Raw genomic sequence first — 17594 nt, 5'->3', positions numbered from 1 at the left:
CGCTCAGCGTCGGCCGTGCCCGCGGCGCTGTCGTCTTGCTCGGCGTCAGTCGCCGCGCCCGCCTCGCCCGAGTCGTCGGCACCCCGCTCGGCGTCAGTCGCCGCGCCCGCCTCGCCCGAGTCGTCGGCACCCCGCTCGGCGTCAGTCGCCGAGTCGGTCTTGCCCGCGTCTCGCTCAGCGTCGGCCGTGCCCGCGGCGCTGTCGTCCTGCTCGGCGTCAGCCCCTCGCTCGGCGTCAGCCGACTCGCCCGGCTTCTCCGCCGTCCGGGCGGGCAACACACGGGTCGCCGTATCGGCGCCGCCCCGCTTCGCGGACCTCTCCGTGTCCCGGGCCACCGCGAGGCGCGGGTCACGCTTGGGTGAGGCCTCGCTCCTGGCCTCGGGAACCGGACTCGCGCTCCCCGACGTCGGTTCTGCCGACGACTCGCGCTGCTTCGACCTGTCGGGGGACTCGCCCGCCACCGATGCCTCCTCCTCGCGCCGCACTCCCCGCGTGCGCGTACCGAACCGTGAACCGCCGCCCGTGACACCGCTCCCCGGCGCTGTCCGAACCATGTACCAGTGTCCTGTGTGCGGACTAAACCCATCCGGTAGACGAGAACGACATACCTACTGGTTCCACTACGAACCGGTCACGCACCCTCGACAGACCAATGTGAGAGGGGTCACCCTGTCATTCATCCACGCGGGGAGGCATGGATGGGCAGGAGCCGCAGAACACTTCCGGAGGAGCTTCTGCTGCTGGCACTGGACCCGGCCACGGGTACCACTGCACAGCCGCAGTCGCTCGACCTCGGTCTGGCCGGTGCACAGCTAGTGGAGCTGGCACTGGCCGGACGGATAGCCCCAGACGGGGATCGTATCGCCGTGGTTGTACCACGGCCGACTGGAGATCCGACTCTGGACTGCGCGTTGGAGTTGCTGCGAAGGCGCGGCGCTCCCGTACGGGCGGTTCACTGGATCGGCGGGCCACGATTGGGGCTCCGCCAGACCTACCTCAGCCATCTGGAGCGGTGCGGCATGGTGCATGCCGTGGCGGGCCAGATGTGCGGAGTGCTGCCGACGACTCGCTACCAGGCGACGGACAACGACATCAGCCGGGAGATCAGGGCCCGGCTGGACTCGGCGATCCGCACCGGCGTACCGCCGGACCCGCGGACCGCCGCGCTCGCCGCCCTGGCACACGCGGTCGGCCTCGGCAAGCACCTGTATCCGGGCAACGAGGGGCGTTCCTCTCGCTCCCGGCTGCGGGACCTGATCAGGCACGACCCCATGGGCGGTCTCGTCGCGCACGCCGTGATGGACGTCCAGAACGGCGTGGCGGCCCAGCCGCGCCGCAGCCCGGCCCCGTCCGGCCGTCAGGCCGCCGGCGGAGCCAGGCCCGCACCGGAACCCGCCCGCGGTGTTCCGATGCAACCGCGCCACGGAACCATGGCGCGCGCCGTGGCCCACTGAGTCGCGCGGCGGCACGAGCACGACGCCGCGCCCACGAACCCGGTCACGGGAGCCGCTGTCCGAGCGGGGCGGGGAGAGCACACACTCTCCCCGCCCCGCTCGGCGTGCCTGTCCGAACTGGCGTGTACCCGTCGCATATCCACCGTTTCCCAGCGGTAGGAAGCCCCTTGGTGGCAGTCTGCTCAACAGCAGATACGCAAAGTAGAGGCACGCAGCCGGAGGTGCACGTCCCGTGGCGTCCAATGTCAATCCCACCGTCAGGCGGCGCCGGCTGGGCCAGGAGCTGCGCCGGCTCCGTGAGCTCAAGGGCATGACGGCCGAAGAGGTCGCCGAACGGCTGCTCGTGTCCCAGTCGAAGATCAGCCGGCTGGAGAACGGCCGGCGCAGCATCAGCCAGCGTGACGTCCGCGACCTGTGCGGGGTCTACGAGGTCGAGGACCAGCGGATCGTCGACTCGCTCATGCAGATGGCCAAGGACTCCCGGCAGCAGGGCTGGTGGCACGCCTTCGGGGACATCCCGTACAGCGTCTACATCGGCCTGGAGACGGACACCGAGTCGCTCAGGGTCTACGAACCCCAGATCATCACCGGCCTGTTGCAGACGCGTGCGTACGCCGAGGCCATCATCCGGGGCGGCTCGCCCGAGGCCTCGGAGGCGGACAACGACAAGCGCGTCGAGGTCCGGCTGCGCCGGCAGGGCCGTATCACCGCCGAGACGGACCCGCTGCGGCTGTGGGTGGTCCTGGACGAGGCGTCCCTGCACCGGGTCGTGGGGAACAAGGAGGTGATGCGCGAGCAGCTGGAGCATCTGATCGAGATGTCGCAACTGCCCCACATCACCGTGCAGGTGCTGCCGTTCGAGGTCGGCGCGCACGCCGGTATCAACGGCCAGTACTCGATCCTGGAGTTCGCCGACGCGGCCGACTCCAGCGTGGTGTACATCGAGGGCGTGACCAGCGACCTGTACCTGGAGAAGCCGCTCGACGTGCAGAAGTACACGGTGATGTACGAGCACCTGCGCGCGCAGTCGCTGAACGTCGACCAGTCGCGGCAGCTCATCGAGCGCCTGGCGAAGGATTACGCGCGCTGACCGTCCGTCGCCCTTCCGTGGCGCGAGACCTTCCGTCCGGCAAAGCGCGGGATGCTACACCCCTGACACGCCTGGCTGGAAGACTCCTCTGGAATATGCCATCCAGTCGAGTGAATGACTGCTCCGAACGAGGATGTTGGCGAGTAGCGTCGATCACGCCAACCACCAGCACGGGTTGGCGTAAACGCAACTGGCTACGGAGCGAACATGGCAATTCGTCTGGGCACCACGGAAACGTGGACGACGTCCTCCTACACCAACAACAACGGCGCCTGTGTGATGGTCAGGTCGACCGTCGAAGAGGCCCTGGAACTCGGGGACACCAAGGTTCCCGAGGGCCCCAAGCTGGCGTTTCCCGCCGACGCGTGGAGCGCCTTCGTGGCCTCGGTCAAGGCCTGAGCCACCGCTCGACAACAGCACAAGCACCACCGACAGAGCCCTCTCGACCAGCCTCGCCGTCCTTGCCGAGAGGGCTCCGCTTGTGCCCCGCGGGACCCGAAGGGGAGATCAGCTCACCGGGAACGCCACGTCACACACCGGATCCTCGGCCCCCGCCGCGTCCCAGTCCGCGAAGTACACCTCCCGGCACGGGCCCGCCTGCTCCAGGCCCTCCCGGGCGATCCACTCCTCCACCGCCTCGAAGGCCGCCATGATCTGCGGGTGGGCCACCTGGGCCTTGGTGATCCGGGTGCAGGCCAACCGCCGGACGGGTTCCACCCGCACCTTCGTCCCCTCTGTCCGGCCGTGCTCGTCGACCCACGCCCTGGCCGCCGCCTCGTCGGCCACGGGCACGCAGGACTCGGCCGGCCCGTCGCTCTCCATCGACACCTCGGAGTGGTAGACGACGAACGGCGCCGCCGTGATACCGCCGCACTCCCGCGCCGCCGACTCCAGCCGGCCCAGCGACGCCCCGATCCACGCGGGCAACTCGCCCGCCAGTACGTGCCGTGTCTCGCTGATCACCACCTGCTCGGGCACCTCCACCGTCTCGACCACGAACTTTCCGTACATCTCGGAGCTCCTCCCCGACAGTCGTCCACGGAGGTACTCGACGAGCGTGCGCTGCCCGGCCACGCGTGCCTCGACGTCCGCCCAGTAAGCGGCGAGCCGGTCGGCGGCCTGCGGACCGTCCGCGGCGACCACCTCGGCGACCCGGGCGAGCGGCATGTCCAGCTGCCGCAGCATGGCCACCAGCCGGGCCCGTTCGACCTGGCCGGCGCGGTAGTAGCGGTAGCCGCTGGACTCGTCGACGTGCGCCGGGGCGAGCAGGCCGAGACGGTCGTACAGCCGTAGGGCCTTGGCCGACAGCCGGGCCCGGGCGGCGAACGTCCCGATGGTGAGCAGGTCGTCGTCCATGCCGTCATCCTCCGTCACCGGGCGGCCTCTTCCGCCCGGTGACGAGGACACTCGGCCCTGCCCCAAGGGCAAGGTCAAGCAGCCAGCTGGCCCTCGATCGCCGCCACGACCTCCGCCGACTCCGGCTCGGTCTGCGGGGAGAAGCGGGCGACGACCCGGCCGTCCCGGCCGATGAGGAACTTCTCGAAGTTCCAGCGGATGTCCCCGCTGTGCCCCTCGGCGTCGGCGAAGCCGGTCAGGCGGTCGTACAGCGGGTGCCGGTGCTCGCCGTTGACCTCGACCTTCTCGGTCATCGGGAAGGTCACGCCGTAGGTCGCCGAGCAGAACTCGGCGATCTCCTCGGCGCTGCCGGGCTCCTGCCCGAGGAACTGGTTGCAGGGCACACCGAGGACGGTGAAGCCGCGCTCGGCGTATCGCTCGTGGAGTTTCTCCAGCCCGTTGTACTGCGGGGTCAGGCCGCACTTGGAGGCCACGTTCACCACGAGGACCGCCTTGCCCGCGTACTGGGCCAGGTCGGCGGAACCGCCCTGGAGGGCACCGATCTCGACGTCAAGGGGAGAGGAACCGTTGTTGGTCGTCATGAGCGGATGCTAGCTCCGGCGGGTGTCGGGCCGGTTCCGGCCTCCACGAGCACCTGCCCCGCGGCCGTCCGCGCGTACAGCACCGACCGGCCCGCCCGCCCCCGTTCCACCAGGCCCGCGTCCAGCAGGACCCGCAGATGCCGCCCGACCGAGCCGAGGCCCTGGCCCGTCACGGCGACCAGCTGACTCGTGCTCAGAGGGCTGTCCAGCAGGACGAGGACACGGGCCCGGGCGGTGCCGAGCAGGGCGGCGAGGCTCGCGGGTACCGGCCTGCCACCGGTGTCCGCGAGAACGCCCGCGCACGGGTAGACGAGCGCGTACCGGTCGGTGCCCTCCCACGACACCCAGCCGACGCGCTGCGGGGTGACCGGCACGAACACCAGCTCCGCGCCGGAGATCTCCCGCGGCGGATACTCGTGCGCGTTGACCTGCAACCGGTTCTCGCCGAGCCACCGGGTGCCCGGCCGCAGCGTGTCCAGCGCGGCCGCCCAGCCGCCCCGGCCCACCTGCGCGGTCCGGGTGGCGACATCGGCTTCGAGCACGCGCCGGCGACGGGGCCAGTACGGGCGTACGGCCTCCTCCCAGACGTACGTCAGGAGGCCGGCGGCGCGCTCGGGCAGGTCGTCGCGGTCCAGGCGGGGCGGGAGCGGACCGCGCAGGGAGAGGGTGAGATGGGCGCGGGCGGCCTCGGGGGAGGCCTCCCGGACCCGTGCGACCTCGTCCGCGAAGGTCTCCCCGGCACGCGGGGTGGGCGTGAGGAAGTCGGCGATCCACTCCGGCCCGAGCCCGGAGCGCACGAGCAGCGCGGTGACCGGATCGTCCGCCAGCCGCCGCCGGTAGGCGGGCAGGTGGCTGTCGAGCCAGCGCCGTTCGCCGGGGTGCGCGGCCACACCGGTGTGCAGCAGCCGCAGACTCGCGAAGGTCTCGGCGAGCGGGGAGAGGACGAACCGGCTCCCCGCGAGGGTGTCGGCGTTGACCTGCCACCAGCCCATGAACCGCCCCCCTGGTCACGACGTTTCGCGTCCGCGCGAAACAATAACCACGCCCTCGGGGCCGGTCGGAGACTCCCCCGCATGCGCAGCTACCGCGAACTGTTCCGCACGCCCGAGTTCACCCCGTTCTTCCTGGCCGCGTCGGCGCAGACGGTCGCCCAGACGATGGGCGGACTGGCGCTGGGCACCCTGGTCTACCGGGCGACCGAGTCGCCGCTGCTCTCGGCGCTGAGCATGTCCGGCTCGTCGCTGGTGCAGGTGGTGGGCGCGGTGTTCCTGCTCTCGGCGGCCGACCGGCTGCCCCCGCGCGCGGCCCTGACGGCCCTGCCCCTGCTCTTCGCGGCGGGCACGGCGGCCCTGGCCCTGCCCGGCCTGCCGATCTGGTCCCTCTTCGCGATCGTCCTGGCCATGGGGCTGGCGAAGTCGGTGGGCGGGGGAGTGCGCTGGGGCCTGCTGAACGAGATCCTCTCCAAGGACGGCTATCTGCTGGGCCGCTCGGTCTTCAACATGATGAGCGGCCTGATGCAGATCGCCGGATACGCGACCGGCGGCGCCCTCGTGGCCCTGCTGTCCCCGCGGATCTCCCTGCTGGCGGCAGCCGCCCTCTACCTGCTGTCGGCCGCGGTCGTCCGCCTCGGCCTCACCAGCCGCCCGCCCCGTACGACGGGCCGCCCGTCGGTGTCGGCGACGTGGCGCGCCAACGCCCTGCTCTGGTCGTCCGCACCCCGCCGCCAGGTCTATCTGGCCCTCTGGATCCCCAACGGCCTGGTCGTGGGCTGCGAATCCCTCTACGTCTCCTACGCCCCCGACCGGGCCGGCACCCTGTTCGCCTTCGCCGCACTCGGCATGCTGGCCGGGGACGTGCTGGTGGGCCGCTTGGTCCCACGGCGGCTGCGCCCCCGCCTGGGCTTCCCGCTCCTGCTGCTCCTGGCCGTCCCGTACGTGCCCTTCCTGCTCCACCCGCCGCTGCCGCTCGCGGCGGCCGCGGTCACGCTGGCCTCGGTCGGCTTCGGCGCGAGCCTCGTCCAGCAGGAACGCCTGGTGGCCCTGACGCCCGACGCCCTCACGGGTCACGCCCTGGGACTGCACTCGGCGGGGATGCTCACGATGCAGGGGGTGGCGGCGGCGCTCGCGGGTTCGGTGGCGCAACTGACCTCCCCGGCCGGGGCGATGACGGCGATGGCGACGGTGTCGGCCGGGGTGACGCTGGTGCTGATGGCGGCGGGGAGGCGGGAGCGGCGGGCGACGGCACCGGTGCCGGGACGGTGAGCTTCCGGGGGGAAGGTGTCTCGGCAGCTTCGCTGAGGTTCGCTGGAAGGTCCGCTACTCGACGCCGAACACCTGCTCGGCCTCCACGAACACCTCGGGAACGCCGTTGTCGGCCACGACCCGCGACAGCAGTACGGCCAGCCGCTCCCGTTCGGCGCCGTTGAGCCCGGACGGCAGGGCCTCAATCCGGCGGCAGGTCTCGGCGTAGAACATCTCGGCGAGCGCGGCGCCCTCCTCCGTCAGCCCCACCCGCACGGCCCGGCCGTCGCGCGGGTCGGCCTCCCGCCGTACGAGCCCCCGCCGCACCGTCCGGTCCACCAGCCCGGTCAGACTCGACTTCGCCAGCCCGAGCATCTCCCCGAGCTCGCTCATCCCGTACGGCTGCGGCATCAGTACGCACAGCAGCTGCCCCTGCTGCGGTGTCAGTCCGTACGCCCGGCCGGCCTCCGCGTACACACCGTCCACCAGGAACGCCGCCCGTACGAGCGCGGCGACCACCCCCACCTGCCCGGTTGCCCCTTTCCCCATCCGGTCAGGGTACCGACCGGTCAGTTCCCGTGCGGGTCACTCCTCGTCCGGGGCACTCTCGTCCGGGGCCTCGCCCTCGATGAGCCGTTCCGCGATGTCGTCGGCCCACTCCTGGGCCCAGCGGCGGAGTCCGGCGACGGCAGCGGCGTCGAGACCGTGGGCGGTGAACGCGCTGTCGTCGAGCCAGTCCGTGCCGGTCAGCCGGGCCTGGAGGTCGGTGAGATCGAAGGGTTCGGGGGCGTGACGGCGGCCGAGCTCCTCCAGTTCGGGGTGGCTCCAGCGGGCCGAGGCGGCGTGCACGTCGACCAGGTCGCGGGCCAGTCCCCGGTCGGCCAGGTCCCGCACCCGGGTGCCGACGAGGTCGTCGAGGGAGAGGGCCGGCCCGAGCCCGGTCGCCACGGGCGGGCGCCACAGCACCTCCTTGCGGATGCCGGTCTCGAACTGCGCACCGGTCGCCGCGTCGGTGACGAGGAACTGGGCGGACAGCGGATCGCTCTCAAGCGTCTGCACGAGCCAGCCGCGCGCCACCAGCCCCGTCCGTACGGTGTCGGCGATGCCGTCCATGCCGGCCGGGTGCTCTGTGGCGACGTCCACGTCCCGCCCGTCCCGCTGCACCAGCCCGTGCGCCAGCACCGCGTACCCGCCGGCGAGGACGAGGGAGTAGGGCTCACCCACCGCGAGCAGATCACCGATGAGCCGCCGGACCGGCTCGGGGACGGGGGGCGGTGCTGACATGTCCTGATTATCGCGCGGGGGCTTCCCCCGGCTTGCGGCCCACGCCGCAGTACGCGTCCACACCGGCGGCATCCGCACCGGCCGGCCCCTCGGAAGGCTCCGGCCGCCACTCGGGCACCCGCACGACTCCCGGCTCCACCAACTCCAGCCCGTCGAAGAACCCGGCGATCTCGGCAACCTCACGGACGTGATACGGCACGGCCCCACTCGCGTTGTAAGCCTCCGACGCGGCGATCATGCCCTCACTCGTCGCGGTGCTGTCGCTGATCACCAGGTGGCTGCCGGCCGGCAACCCCGCCATCAGCCGCCGCACCAGCTCACGCGCCTGCTCGTAGTCGGCGACGTGCCCCAGCGTGTTGAGGATCATCAGGCCGACCGGCCGGGACAGGTCGAGCGTGCCCGCGGCGGCCTCCAGGACCGCCTCCGGGTCGTAGAGGTCGGCGTCCAGATAGGCGGTCCTGCCCTCGGGCGTGCTGGTGAGCAGGGCGCTCGCATGGGCCAGCACGATGGGGTCGTTGTCGACGTACACGATCCGGGAGTCCGGTGCCACGCGCTGGGCGACCTCGTGCGTGTTGTCGGCGGTCGGCAGCCCGGTGCCGATGTCCAGGAACTGCCGCACACCCTGCTCGACGGCCAGATACCGCACGGCCCGTCCCAGGAACCGACGGCTCGTGACCGCCACGTCGACCAGGCCCGGGAAGATCGACTTGATCTGGTCGCCGATCTCGCGGTCGATCTCGTAGTTGTCCTTGCCGCCGACGAAGTAGTTCCAGAAGCGGGCCGAGTGCGGCTTGGACGTGTCGATACGGGCACGCAGGCTGTCGTCGAGCACGGCAGGGCCTCCTGAGGGCGGGGAAGGGGGACCGGTCCACCAACCTAGGTGAACTCCCTGCTCCGATACGGATGTTGCCCGACCCCGTCACCGGGCCACCGTGGGGTTTCGGCCACGCGGAAGCGAGCCGCCGCCCGTCACACCCCGCCGGAGGCGAAACCGCCCAGGCGCCGGCCACCGCTCCCGCCGTCGTTCCGCTGCCCCCGCGTCGCCAGCCACACGCCCCGCCCCAGGGCCCACAGGACCAGCCCGGCCGCGACCGGCGTACCGAAGATGATCAGCAGCCCGGCACCGATGTTGGCCCCGACGACCCCCGCGGTCAGGATCCGCCACCCCACACCGGCCATGAGCCCGACGACCACCAGCGGCCCGAGCACCCCCCACCAGCGCCGGTCAATCCCGCCACGCCGCGCACCCCGCACGAGCACCGCGGCACCGACCCCCGCCACCACCAGCGCGAGCCCACCGACACCGGCGGCCACACCGTCCCCGATGTCCCACGGCCGATAGGCGTGGTCGAGCTCACTCGCCGGCAGCCCGTCGTGGTTCTGCTGCCCCATCAGCCCCCAGGCGGCGACGGGCACCCCGAGCACGAGCGCGGCCCCGGCCGAAAGCATTCCCCGATTCTCCATACGGCCATGGTCGCGAGGGTGGGACGGGGCCGTCATGAGCACGTGTACTCAAGTTCCCGTGCCCAGGGCGCGATGGCGCTGACGGCCATCGCGCCGTTCGGTCAGCCGGGAGCCACCGCACGCCCCGTCTGCGGGGAGATCATCCCCGCGCACAGGCCCCGGGCCGACAGCCCCCGGGCGATGCGGGGGATCGCTGCCCGGGCGTTGGCGGACCAGTCGTGCATGAGGATGATCTGGCCGTTGGTGAGGCGGCCGGCGGCCTGGACGATCGCTTCGGTGCTCGCGCCGTTCCAGTCCTGTGAGTCGACGTGCCAGATGATCTCGGTGAGGCCGTGCCGGGCCGCGACCGACTTGACCGTCGCGTTGGTCTCGCCGTACGGCGGGCGGAACAGTTTCGGTGTGCCGCCTGACGCGTTGGCGATGGCCTGCTGGGTCCGGGAGATCTCGGAGTCGATCTGTGCCTGGCTCAGCCGGGTCAGGTGCGGGTGGGTGTAGCTGTGGTTCCCGACCCACATCCCGGCCGTCACCTGGGCCCGGACCAGGGACGGGTTGGCGGCGGCGTGCTGGCCCTGGTTGAACATCGTGGCCCGTAGCCCGTTCTGGCGGAGGGTGTTGAGCAGTGCCGTCGTGTTGCCGGACGGGCCGTCGTCGAAGGTGAGTCCGACGTATCCGTTGCAGGCGGCGGCCTGGGCCGGGGCGGCGGTGGCGGCTGTCGTGTTGGTGGCTGTGAGGGTGGCGGCTGCGGCCGTCACCAAGGCCCTCGTGAGCAGGGTGCGCAGCGAGGGCCGTGGTGTGGTTGCCATCGTCAGCGCACCGTGATCCTGGAGCTGCCGCTGCTCTGGTAGCCCTCGGTCGCCATGATCATGTAGTACTTGAAGCTGCCCATGGGCATGCCGGCCCGGGCCCAGGCGTCGAAGTGGTTGCCGGCCGTGATGGTGCCGCCCGTCCTCTTGGACTGCCGGACGCTCCAGTACTGGTCGAAGGTCCGTATGCCCTCGACGGACGGGGCGTTGTAGCGCGTCGTCTTGTAGATGTCGTACGTGCCGCCGTCGCTGGTGACGGTCCCCTTGTACTGGCCCGTAGGCCGGTACGTGCCCCAGTTGTCGACGATGTAGTACTCGACGAGCGGGTTGGCCGTCCAGCCGTAGAGGGTCAGGTAAGCGTTGCCGGACGGGTTGAAGGTGCCGGAGTAGTTCACGGTGCGGCGGGCGCCGGTGCTCCAGCCCTTGCCGGCGACGAAGTTGCCGGTGTTCCGCCATGAGGTGCTGTAACTGCCGCCCGCGGACAGGGTCATGGAGACCGTGCCCGGTGCGTCGGTCCAGAACGAGTAGTAGTAGCCGTCGTGCGTCCCGGTCTGGTTCCTGTTGACGACCGTGTCGGCGTGGGCGGTCCCCGGCAGGGCCATGCCGGCGACCGCGACCAGGAGCATGGTGCAGGCGGTGCTGATGAGCAGCCGCAGGCGGCTCAATGAGTGGGTCATGGGGGTGCTGCCTCCTTGTCCGTGTGGGGTCGTGACGGAGGTGTGCTGTCCCCGGGAGTGTTGGCCTGACCCTGTCAACTGTCAATGGTTTCGGTAGTTGTTGCGAAAGATTCGTCGGTCCGGATGTCTGAGTGGGGGTGGGTTTCTGCGGGTTGGCGGCGTGTTGGAGCTGGGATGGGCTGAAGGTAGGGAGGGAAGTGGTGGTGTACTAGCCGGACTTGAGGATTCCGTTACTCGAATCTTTCGGAGGGTTTCCGGATCACCAGGAACCTGGAGCCGCACGAGGAGGCGGGGGGTGCCCCCACCCACAGGCGGTGGCTCGCCGGATGGGCGACGGCATGCGCGAGGAGTGATCGTGTACCCCACGGGTCCCCCGCTCGCCGGGCGACCCCTTGACGGATCACGAAGGGGGAACGGTGAAGCGTCCTGCGGAGCACGCTCTGGCCCGCCGTACGCTGCTGGCCGGCATGGCGGCGGCAGCAGCCGGTGCGGGAACGGTGTGGGGGACTGCGGGGAAGGCCGTCGCCGGCGGTTGGAGGGGACCCGGGGGGAACGGGGCGGTGGACGCTGAGGCGGCCCGCCTTGAGGGCGGGTTGATCGAGCTGAGACGGGACATCCACCGGCATCCCGAACTGCCGGGGGAGGAGCGCCGTACCGCGGGCGTGGTGGCCCGAGAGCTGCGAGCGGCCGGGCTGACCGTCACCACCGGGGTCGGCGGTCACGGCGTGGTCGGCGTCCTGCGCGGCGCGCGGCCGGGCCGGACGGTCGCGTACCGGGCGGACATGGACGCGGTGCCGCCCAAGGACATCGTCGGGGGCGGCCAGGCCGCGGCCCACTACTGCGGGCACGACATCCACACGACGGTGGCCCTCGGCGTCGCCAAGGTCCTGGCGCGGCTGCGGCAGCACCTGAGCGGCACGGTCGTGTTCCTCTTCCAGCCCGCCGAGGAAAGCCTCTCCGGAGCGCGCGCGATGATCGAGGCGGGCGTGCTGGAGCGCGCCCGGGTCGAGGAGATCCACGCGCTGCACTGCGGGCCTTTCCCCGTCGGCCGGTTCGCTGTGACCGGGGGGTACGGGATGCCGGGCCAGGACAAGGCGGAGGTGACGCTCCAGGGCCCGGACGCACCCGACGCCGCACGGCGACTGGCCGCCGAGATCGCCGCGCTCGCCACGGTGACGCCCCCGCAGACGCCCGCGGACATCGAGCGGATGGTCAGCGACGCCCAGACGCCCGACGGCCCGTTCGCCCGCTTCGTCGCCCTCCGGGCCTCGGTCCAGGATGCCAAGGTGGGCGTGTCCTACCGCTGTTGGCCGCAGGAGCGGTGCACGGAGATACGCGAGGAGATCCGCCGACTGGCCAGGTCATACGCGGGAGCCGCGGTGAGCTTCCCCGCCGAGCCGTTCCCCGCCATGGTCTGCCCGGAACCCGACGCCCGCGCGCTCGCCCACCACCTGCGCCGCAGACTGGGCCGTGACTCGGTCGCCACGCTCCACTCCGCGTTCCCGCCCTTCAGCGGCGAGGACTACGCCCTCTACCTGGACCGCATCCCCGGCACCTACACCTTCCTCGGCGTCCGCGCCCCCGGCGCCCCCGTCACCACCAGCTACCCGCACTTCCCCGACTTCGCCCCGGACGAGCGGTCCATCGGCATCGGGGTACGGGCGATGGCGGGATGGATCGCGCGGCGGACCCGCCGTTAGACATTCCCGTGGGGAAGCATCAGCACGGAGCCGGTGTGCAGCGTGATGCGTATCGGAGTGAAGTCGACGGCCTCCGCCGGGGACTTGCCGGTACCTGGATTGCGGGCGTAGCGCGGATGGGCACCGGCACTGATCTGCCAGCGAATCCGGTGCCCGGCCGGGAAGCGGTAGGCGGTGGAGCTCATCCGCACGGTGACCTCCGAGGGCGCCCGCCCCACCGTCTCCAGCCGAGCCAGCCCGTCACAGACGTTGGTGGAACGGCCCTGCGCGTCCACGTCGCACAGGCGGCTGAAGACGTCGGCGTACCCGGTGTCCGTGGAGACGCTCAACAGCGCGGAGACCGGACCGAGGATGTCCACGGGTTCGGCCAGCGGCGGGCCGGTGAAGGTCAGGACGTCTTCTCGGCCCTCCAGGGCGCTGTTGTCTCGGGGACCGGCCGTGCGGGAGAGCAGAGGGCCGCCGATGGACGGGGTGGGGTCGGCCGGGTCGTAGTGCAGGGAGGCCAAGGGCGCGGCCCCGGCGCCGTCCGCGGCCTGCGCGCCGTCCGGGGCGCTCCCGCTGTCCGGGGCTCCCGCGCCGTCCGCCGCCCTCGCGCCGTCAGCCGGGGCCGGGTGGGCTCGCTGGTCGAGCTGCCCGTCCGCGGTGGGGACCCATGAGGTGGTGAGGGAGGCGAGGGACGGCCAGTCGTCGAGGTCCCGCCACACGTCCTCACCGCCGACGTGCACGCGCACCCGCGTGGGACGCAGAACGGAGGGCTCGGCGCACAGGTGCGCGCGCAGCCAGGCGAGGCTTTCGGCGAAGACCTCGGGCCAGCCCTGCTGCAGGGCGGAGGTATGAGTCCAGGGGCCGACGAGCAGCGCGGTGTCACATCCGGCCCGACGCAGCCGGGCGTACTGCTCGAAGGTCTGGTCGGCCAGGGCGTCGTGCCAGCCGGAGATCAGACTCGTCGGAACGTTCAGGCGCTCGGCGGCCCGTGCCAGGGACGCGCCGTCCCAGTACCGGTCGCCGGCGTCCGGGTGCGTCAGCACGTCGTCCAGCCACGGCACGTCTCCGAGAGCCGACGCGTACGCCCCACGCAGCGGCCGCGCGGTGACGATCTCGCGCATACGGCGCTGCAGGCGCAGCGTCGCCCTGGCGAAAGGCGCGATCCCCCGATGCTGGTACGTCATCCCCAGGCCGACGAGCAGGGCGTTCTCCAGCCGGAGGGCGCCGTCCGCGTAGAACAGGGCGTAGGGGTCGTGCAGACCCACCTGCACCACCATGGCCTTCAGCTCCGGCGGCGGGTCCAGGGCGAGCGCCCACTGCACGTATCCCAGGTAACTGGGGCCGACCGTCCCCAGCCTCCCGTCGAACCAGGGCTGTTCGCGCAGCCAGGACACCGTGGCCTGGCCGTCGGCGGCCTCGTTGCGCCACAGATCGAACTCACCGCCTGAGCCGCCCGTGCCGCGGCAGCTCTGCAGGACCACGTGGAAGCCCTGCTCGGCGAAGAGCATGCCGTACATGGGGGACCAGGGCAGGCCCCTGCCGTACGGCGAACGCACCAGGAGGGTGGGGAAATCGCCGGTCGTCCGGGGGAAGTAGTGGTCCGTGACCAGCGGACTGCCATCGGCGGCCGGCACCACCAGCCCCGGCTCCCACCCGACGTCGTGCCGCTTGTCCGGGAGGCCGCGCCAAGTCGCCCTCATCATCCGTGAGGACAGCGGCGGCTTCCGGCCGGGCGGTGTCCAGGCCGGCCTGGCCGCAGGGTCGTGGGTGCGTGATGCCATGGTTCCCCTCCTTGATTTCCCGTACGTCGTACGAGAATAGAGGATGCTTGGATACGCTGCTGACGGCTACCACGACGGCGACCCTCATCGACCCTCGGCGACGCCCAGCGCCCCTCGGCGACTCTCATCGACAGGAGCACGAAGACCGTGACGCGTGACGGCGGGTCCGGAACCCCGGGCATCGACCCTCAACAGCTGTGGCTGAGCCCCGGTCAGCCCCGCAGGGGCCGCAGGCCGGGCTTCAGTCGCGAGGCGATCACGGCGGCCGCCGTGGCCCTGGCGGACGCGGAAGGACTTGAAGCGGTCACCATGCGGCGGGTCGCCGCACAGGTCGGAGCCGGAGTCATGTCGCTCTACAGCTACGCCTCCGACAAGGAAACGCTGCTGGAACTGATGGTCGACCACGTCAGCGGCGAACTCCCGACGTCCGGTGCTCTCACCGGCGACTGGCGAACCGACCTGAAGGCCATCGCCCACCTCCAGCGCGACCTCATGCTCCGCCACCCCTGGCTGCCCACCGCCCTCTCCACCCGCCGCAGCCTCGGCCCCAACACCCTGGCGTTCCTGGAACACGCCCTCGCCGCGTTGCGCCCCACCGGCCTGGACGGCGCGGCAAAGCTGGAGGTCTTCGCCCAGCTCACCGCATTCGTCGCCGGACACGTCACCTATGAGCTCACGCAAGCCGCAGCCGCCAAGTCCCCCGACCGGGCCGCAGCGGAGGCCCGCTACCTGGCAACCGTCGCCGCGGCCGGTCACCACCCAGAACTCGCCGAGGCCCTCGTCGCCCCCGCACGCCCCCTGACCCCCGAAGCGACGTTCGGCCGCTTCCTCAACCGCCTACTCGACGGCCTCGGCACGGACTGAGGGAATTCGATCTGTCCCGGCCACGAAACCATCTACCAGGTCCTCGACGTCCTCCAGGACCTGCTGAGGTGCTGGACCGGCATCTGCACCACCTGCGGCCGACTTCTGCCACCAACAGATCCAGACCTGACGAAGCACTACCAGGTCGCGTCCGCAATGTCAGGGCAGCCAGAGTCGTAGGCAGGCAAGGGTGACCATGGCCAGGTGATGGCGGGCGCGTTCGTCCGGGTGTGCAGCCTCAGCCCGCGCACCATGCCCAGCTCCTCAGGGCTCGCACCGTGCGATGAGGGGCGCCGCCCCAGGCCGAGCCATGCCGTGCCGTGGTCCGGGCGCGAGGCGCCCGGCGTTCGGGATCCCGCCCCGTGGGCGGTGGCAGGGAGGGACGGGCCGCACGGACCGCGGTGCTGCCGGACCTGTCGCCGTCATAACGGTGCCCTCATTTCGCGGCTCCGACCCGGACCGGCGTGCAAGGCAGGACCGTTAGCGGGCTGACCGTCCGGGATGTCGCACTGAGTTCGATACTTCGTTCATCGATCGAAAGGTATGGCCATGCCTGCCGAGCGTCAATATCTCTGCCGAAGAAGGCGCTTTCGCGCCGGGCGACCGGCAGGCCGTCAGCCTCGCCCGCTGCCCCGCGTTACCCAAACGTGATGGCCTGCTTCTCGCGCAACCTCTTGACCAGGGGGGACGGTGGGCGCTCATATGACCTCCGCATCACTGACCACTTGAGGGAGGTACGGCCGTGGGCACATCCGGCGCACAGCAGCACCTCCCCGGCAGGTTGCGGCCAACGATTAGACGGCACTTCTCGTTGCGGAAGCCGGGCGAGGTGAGCGCCCGTACTCCCTGCGACGCCGCCGCGTTCGTCGAGGAGTGGAACGAGGGCGCGGCCCGACCGGAACACCTCCGGTCGTCACCGAGCCCGGACTCATCGCCCGCGTCGGCCGGGCGACGCCGGCGCCACGACCACTTCGCCGCCCCTCCCTGATCCCGCCCTGCCCGCCGATCCGCTCCTCCGGCGCCGCGCACATCGCCGGCTCCCCACCCCCTGCACCCGGCCGTTCCCGGCCTCACCCCGCCCTGACCACCTCTGACGGCACGCGCCACGCATGTTCAATATTTCGAACGTTGGTCGGTCCTCAGGACGTCGTCACTTCCACGGTTTCCGACGGAACGTCAGAAGCCGCAGCAACCGAGTCCAATCCCCGGGCCGGCTCAACGAAGGAGATCAAGCATGCTCAACAGAAGGAACTTCCTCACCGCGGCGGTCGGTGTTGCGGCTGCGACCGGACTCGCGGCCTGCGCCAAGGAGGACGGCAGCTCTTCCGCCTCCGCCGGCAGCGGCAGCAAGGCGATCACCCTCGGCTTCTCCCAGGTCGGCTCGGAGAGCGGCTGGCGCACCGCCAACAGCGACTCGGTGAAGTCGGCCGCGAAGGAGGCGGGTTACACCCTCAAGTTCTCCGACGCCCAGCAGAAGCAGGAGAACCAGATCTCCGCGATCCGCAACTACATCGCGCAGAAGGTCGACGTCATCGCCTTCTCGCCGGTGGTCGTCACCGGCTGGGACGCGGTGCTCAAGGAGGCCAAGGCCGCGAAGATCCCGGTGGTCCTCACCGACCGCTCCGTCGAGACCTCCGACGACTCCCTGTACGTGACCCTGGTCGGCTCCGACTTCACGGACGAGGGCCGGCGCGCCGCCAAGATCCTGGAGAAGGTCCTGGAGAAGGCGGGCCACAAGGGCGCCGTGAAGATCGCCCAGCTGGAGGGCACCACCGGCGCCGCCCCCGCGATCGAGCGCGCCAAGGGCTTCAAGGAGGTCATGGACGCGGACCACGCGGACGACTGGAAGGTCGTCGTCAGCCAGACCGGTGACTTCACCCGTGCCGGAGGCAAGCAGGTCATGGCGGCCTTCCTCCAGTCCAACCCGGACATCAACGTGCTCTTCGCGCACAACGACGACATGGCCATCGGCGCCATCCAGTCCATCGAGGCGGCCGGCAAGAAGCCCGGCAAGGACATCCTCATCGTCTCCATCGACGGCGTGAAGGACGGCTTCGTCGCCATGTCCGAGGGCAAGATCAACGCCATCGTCGAGTGCAACCCGCTGCTCGGCCCTCAGCTGATGGAGGTCGTGAAGAAGGTCAAGGACGGCGAGACGGTCGAACGCTGGATCAAGACCAAGGAGAGCGACTTCATGCAGGACCAGGCCAAGGACGCGCTCCCCACCCGCAAGTACTGACCGACCGTCCCCACCGGCAGGGAGCCTCCGACCGACCGGCATTCGCCGGCCGGGAGGCTCCCTGCGGACCTGGACC

17 protein-coding genes are annotated in these 17594 nt (G+C 71.2%); 7 read left to right on the top strand and 10 right to left on the bottom strand.

Features of this window, described 5'->3' with window-relative positions; all coding sequences use genetic code 11:
• Window positions 1–698: 698 nt before the first annotated feature.
• From PV963_RS19495 to PV963_RS19485, 3 genes are all read left to right on the top strand, one after another.
• The gene (locus PV963_RS19495) at window positions 699–1454 is read left to right on the top strand and encodes a GOLPH3/VPS74 family protein (RefSeq protein ID WP_059424097.1); all 756 of its coding nucleotides are present in this window, start codon (window positions 699–701) and stop codon (window positions 1452–1454) included.
• Window positions 1455–1686: 232 nt separating this feature from the next.
• Entirely contained in the window at window positions 1687–2544 is an 858-nt protein-coding gene (locus PV963_RS19490) for a helix-turn-helix domain-containing protein (protein ID WP_274817016.1), read from the top strand.
• Window positions 2545–2751: 207 nt separating this feature from the next.
• Complete coding sequence (locus PV963_RS19485) at window positions 2752–2943, top strand: DUF397 domain-containing protein (protein WP_274817015.1); 192 nt, start codon at window positions 2752–2754, stop codon at window positions 2941–2943.
• Between the two features lie 108 nt (window positions 2944–3051).
• On the opposite strand, the gene PV963_RS19480 is transcribed toward PV963_RS19485, so the two are convergent.
• From PV963_RS19480 to PV963_RS19470, 3 genes are all read right to left on the bottom strand, one after another.
• The gene (locus PV963_RS19480; RefSeq protein ID WP_274822065.1) at window positions 3052–3900 is read right to left on the bottom strand and encodes a MerR family transcriptional regulator; all 849 of its coding nucleotides are present in this window, start codon (window positions 3898–3900) and stop codon (window positions 3052–3054) included.
• A 74-nt stretch (window positions 3901–3974) separates the two neighbouring features.
• Window positions 3975–4481 carry a glutathione peroxidase gene (locus PV963_RS19475; RefSeq protein WP_274817014.1) on the bottom strand — a complete coding sequence of 169 codons (507 nt, stop codon included), beginning with the start codon at window positions 4479–4481 and terminating at the stop codon, window positions 3975–3977.
• Window positions 4478–5473, bottom strand: coding sequence for an ArsR/SmtB family transcription factor (locus PV963_RS19470; protein WP_274817013.1), 996 nt, complete (start codon window positions 5471–5473; stop codon window positions 4478–4480). The genes PV963_RS19475 and PV963_RS19470 overlap by 4 nt, the downstream gene beginning before the upstream one ends.
• Window positions 5474–5554: 81 nt before the next feature.
• On the opposite strand from PV963_RS19470, the gene PV963_RS19465 reads away from it, so the two are divergent.
• On the top strand, window positions 5555–6742 hold the full coding sequence (locus PV963_RS19465) for an MFS transporter (protein ID WP_274817012.1): 1188 nt from the start codon (window positions 5555–5557) through the stop codon (window positions 6740–6742).
• Between the two features lie 54 nt (window positions 6743–6796).
• On the opposite strand, the gene PV963_RS19460 is transcribed toward PV963_RS19465, so the two are convergent.
• The 6 genes from PV963_RS19460 to PV963_RS19435 form a co-directional block, all read right to left on the bottom strand.
• Window positions 6797–7270, bottom strand: coding sequence for a MarR family winged helix-turn-helix transcriptional regulator (locus tag PV963_RS19460; RefSeq protein WP_274817011.1), 474 nt, complete (start codon window positions 7268–7270; stop codon window positions 6797–6799).
• Between the two features lie 36 nt (window positions 7271–7306).
• The gene (locus PV963_RS19455) at window positions 7307–8005 is read right to left on the bottom strand and encodes a hypothetical protein (protein ID WP_274817010.1); all 699 of its coding nucleotides are present in this window, start codon (window positions 8003–8005) and stop codon (window positions 7307–7309) included.
• A 7-nt stretch (window positions 8006–8012) separates the two neighbouring features.
• Window positions 8013–8837, bottom strand: coding sequence for an SAM-dependent methyltransferase (locus tag PV963_RS19450; RefSeq protein WP_274817009.1), 825 nt, complete (start codon window positions 8835–8837; stop codon window positions 8013–8015).
• A 137-nt stretch (window positions 8838–8974) separates the two neighbouring features.
• Window positions 8975–9454: a hypothetical protein gene (locus PV963_RS19445; protein ID WP_274817008.1), complete on the bottom strand. Its 480-nt coding sequence runs from the start codon at window positions 9452–9454 to the stop codon at window positions 8975–8977.
• Between the two features lie 116 nt (window positions 9455–9570).
• On the bottom strand, window positions 9571–10272 hold the full coding sequence (locus tag PV963_RS19440; RefSeq protein WP_274817007.1) for a polysaccharide deacetylase family protein: 702 nt from the start codon (window positions 10270–10272) through the stop codon (window positions 9571–9573).
• A gap of 2 nt (window positions 10273–10274) precedes the next feature.
• Entirely contained in the window at window positions 10275–10949 is a 675-nt protein-coding gene (locus PV963_RS19435) for a glycoside hydrolase family 11 protein (protein ID WP_425540921.1), read from the bottom strand.
• Between the two features lie 560 nt (window positions 10950–11509).
• Between PV963_RS19435 and PV963_RS19430 the strand changes: the two genes are divergently transcribed.
• Window positions 11510–12649 (top strand): M20 metallopeptidase family protein, encoded by a 1140-nt coding sequence (locus PV963_RS19430; RefSeq protein ID WP_274817006.1) that lies wholly within the window; start codon window positions 11510–11512, stop codon window positions 12647–12649.
• Here PV963_RS19430 and PV963_RS19425 read toward each other — a convergent pair.
• Window positions 12646–14415 (bottom strand): CocE/NonD family hydrolase, encoded by a 1770-nt coding sequence (locus PV963_RS19425; RefSeq protein ID WP_425540920.1) that lies wholly within the window; start codon window positions 14413–14415, stop codon window positions 12646–12648. The two genes, PV963_RS19430 and PV963_RS19425, sit on opposite strands and share 4 nt — an antisense overlap.
• A 147-nt stretch (window positions 14416–14562) precedes the next feature.
• On the opposite strand from PV963_RS19425, the gene PV963_RS19420 reads away from it, so the two are divergent.
• Both PV963_RS19420 and PV963_RS19415 read left to right on the top strand, forming a co-directional pair.
• Window positions 14563–15279: a TetR/AcrR family transcriptional regulator C-terminal domain-containing protein gene (locus PV963_RS19420; protein ID WP_274817005.1), complete on the top strand. Its 717-nt coding sequence runs from the start codon at window positions 14563–14565 to the stop codon at window positions 15277–15279.
• A gap of 1234 nt (window positions 15280–16513) precedes the next feature.
• A complete protein-coding gene (locus PV963_RS19415) occupies window positions 16514–17518 on the top strand; it encodes an ABC transporter substrate-binding protein (protein WP_274817004.1) in 1005 nt (334 codons plus the stop codon).
• Window positions 17519–17594: the final 76 nt, after the last annotated feature.

Source organism: Streptomyces coeruleorubidus, from assembly GCF_028885415.1.
Lineage (GTDB): Bacteria > Actinomycetota > Actinomycetes > Streptomycetales > Streptomycetaceae > Streptomyces > Streptomyces coeruleorubidus_A.
The sequence above is the reverse complement of the archived record's forward strand: the minus strand, read 5'-3'. Positions and strand labels throughout refer to the sequence as shown.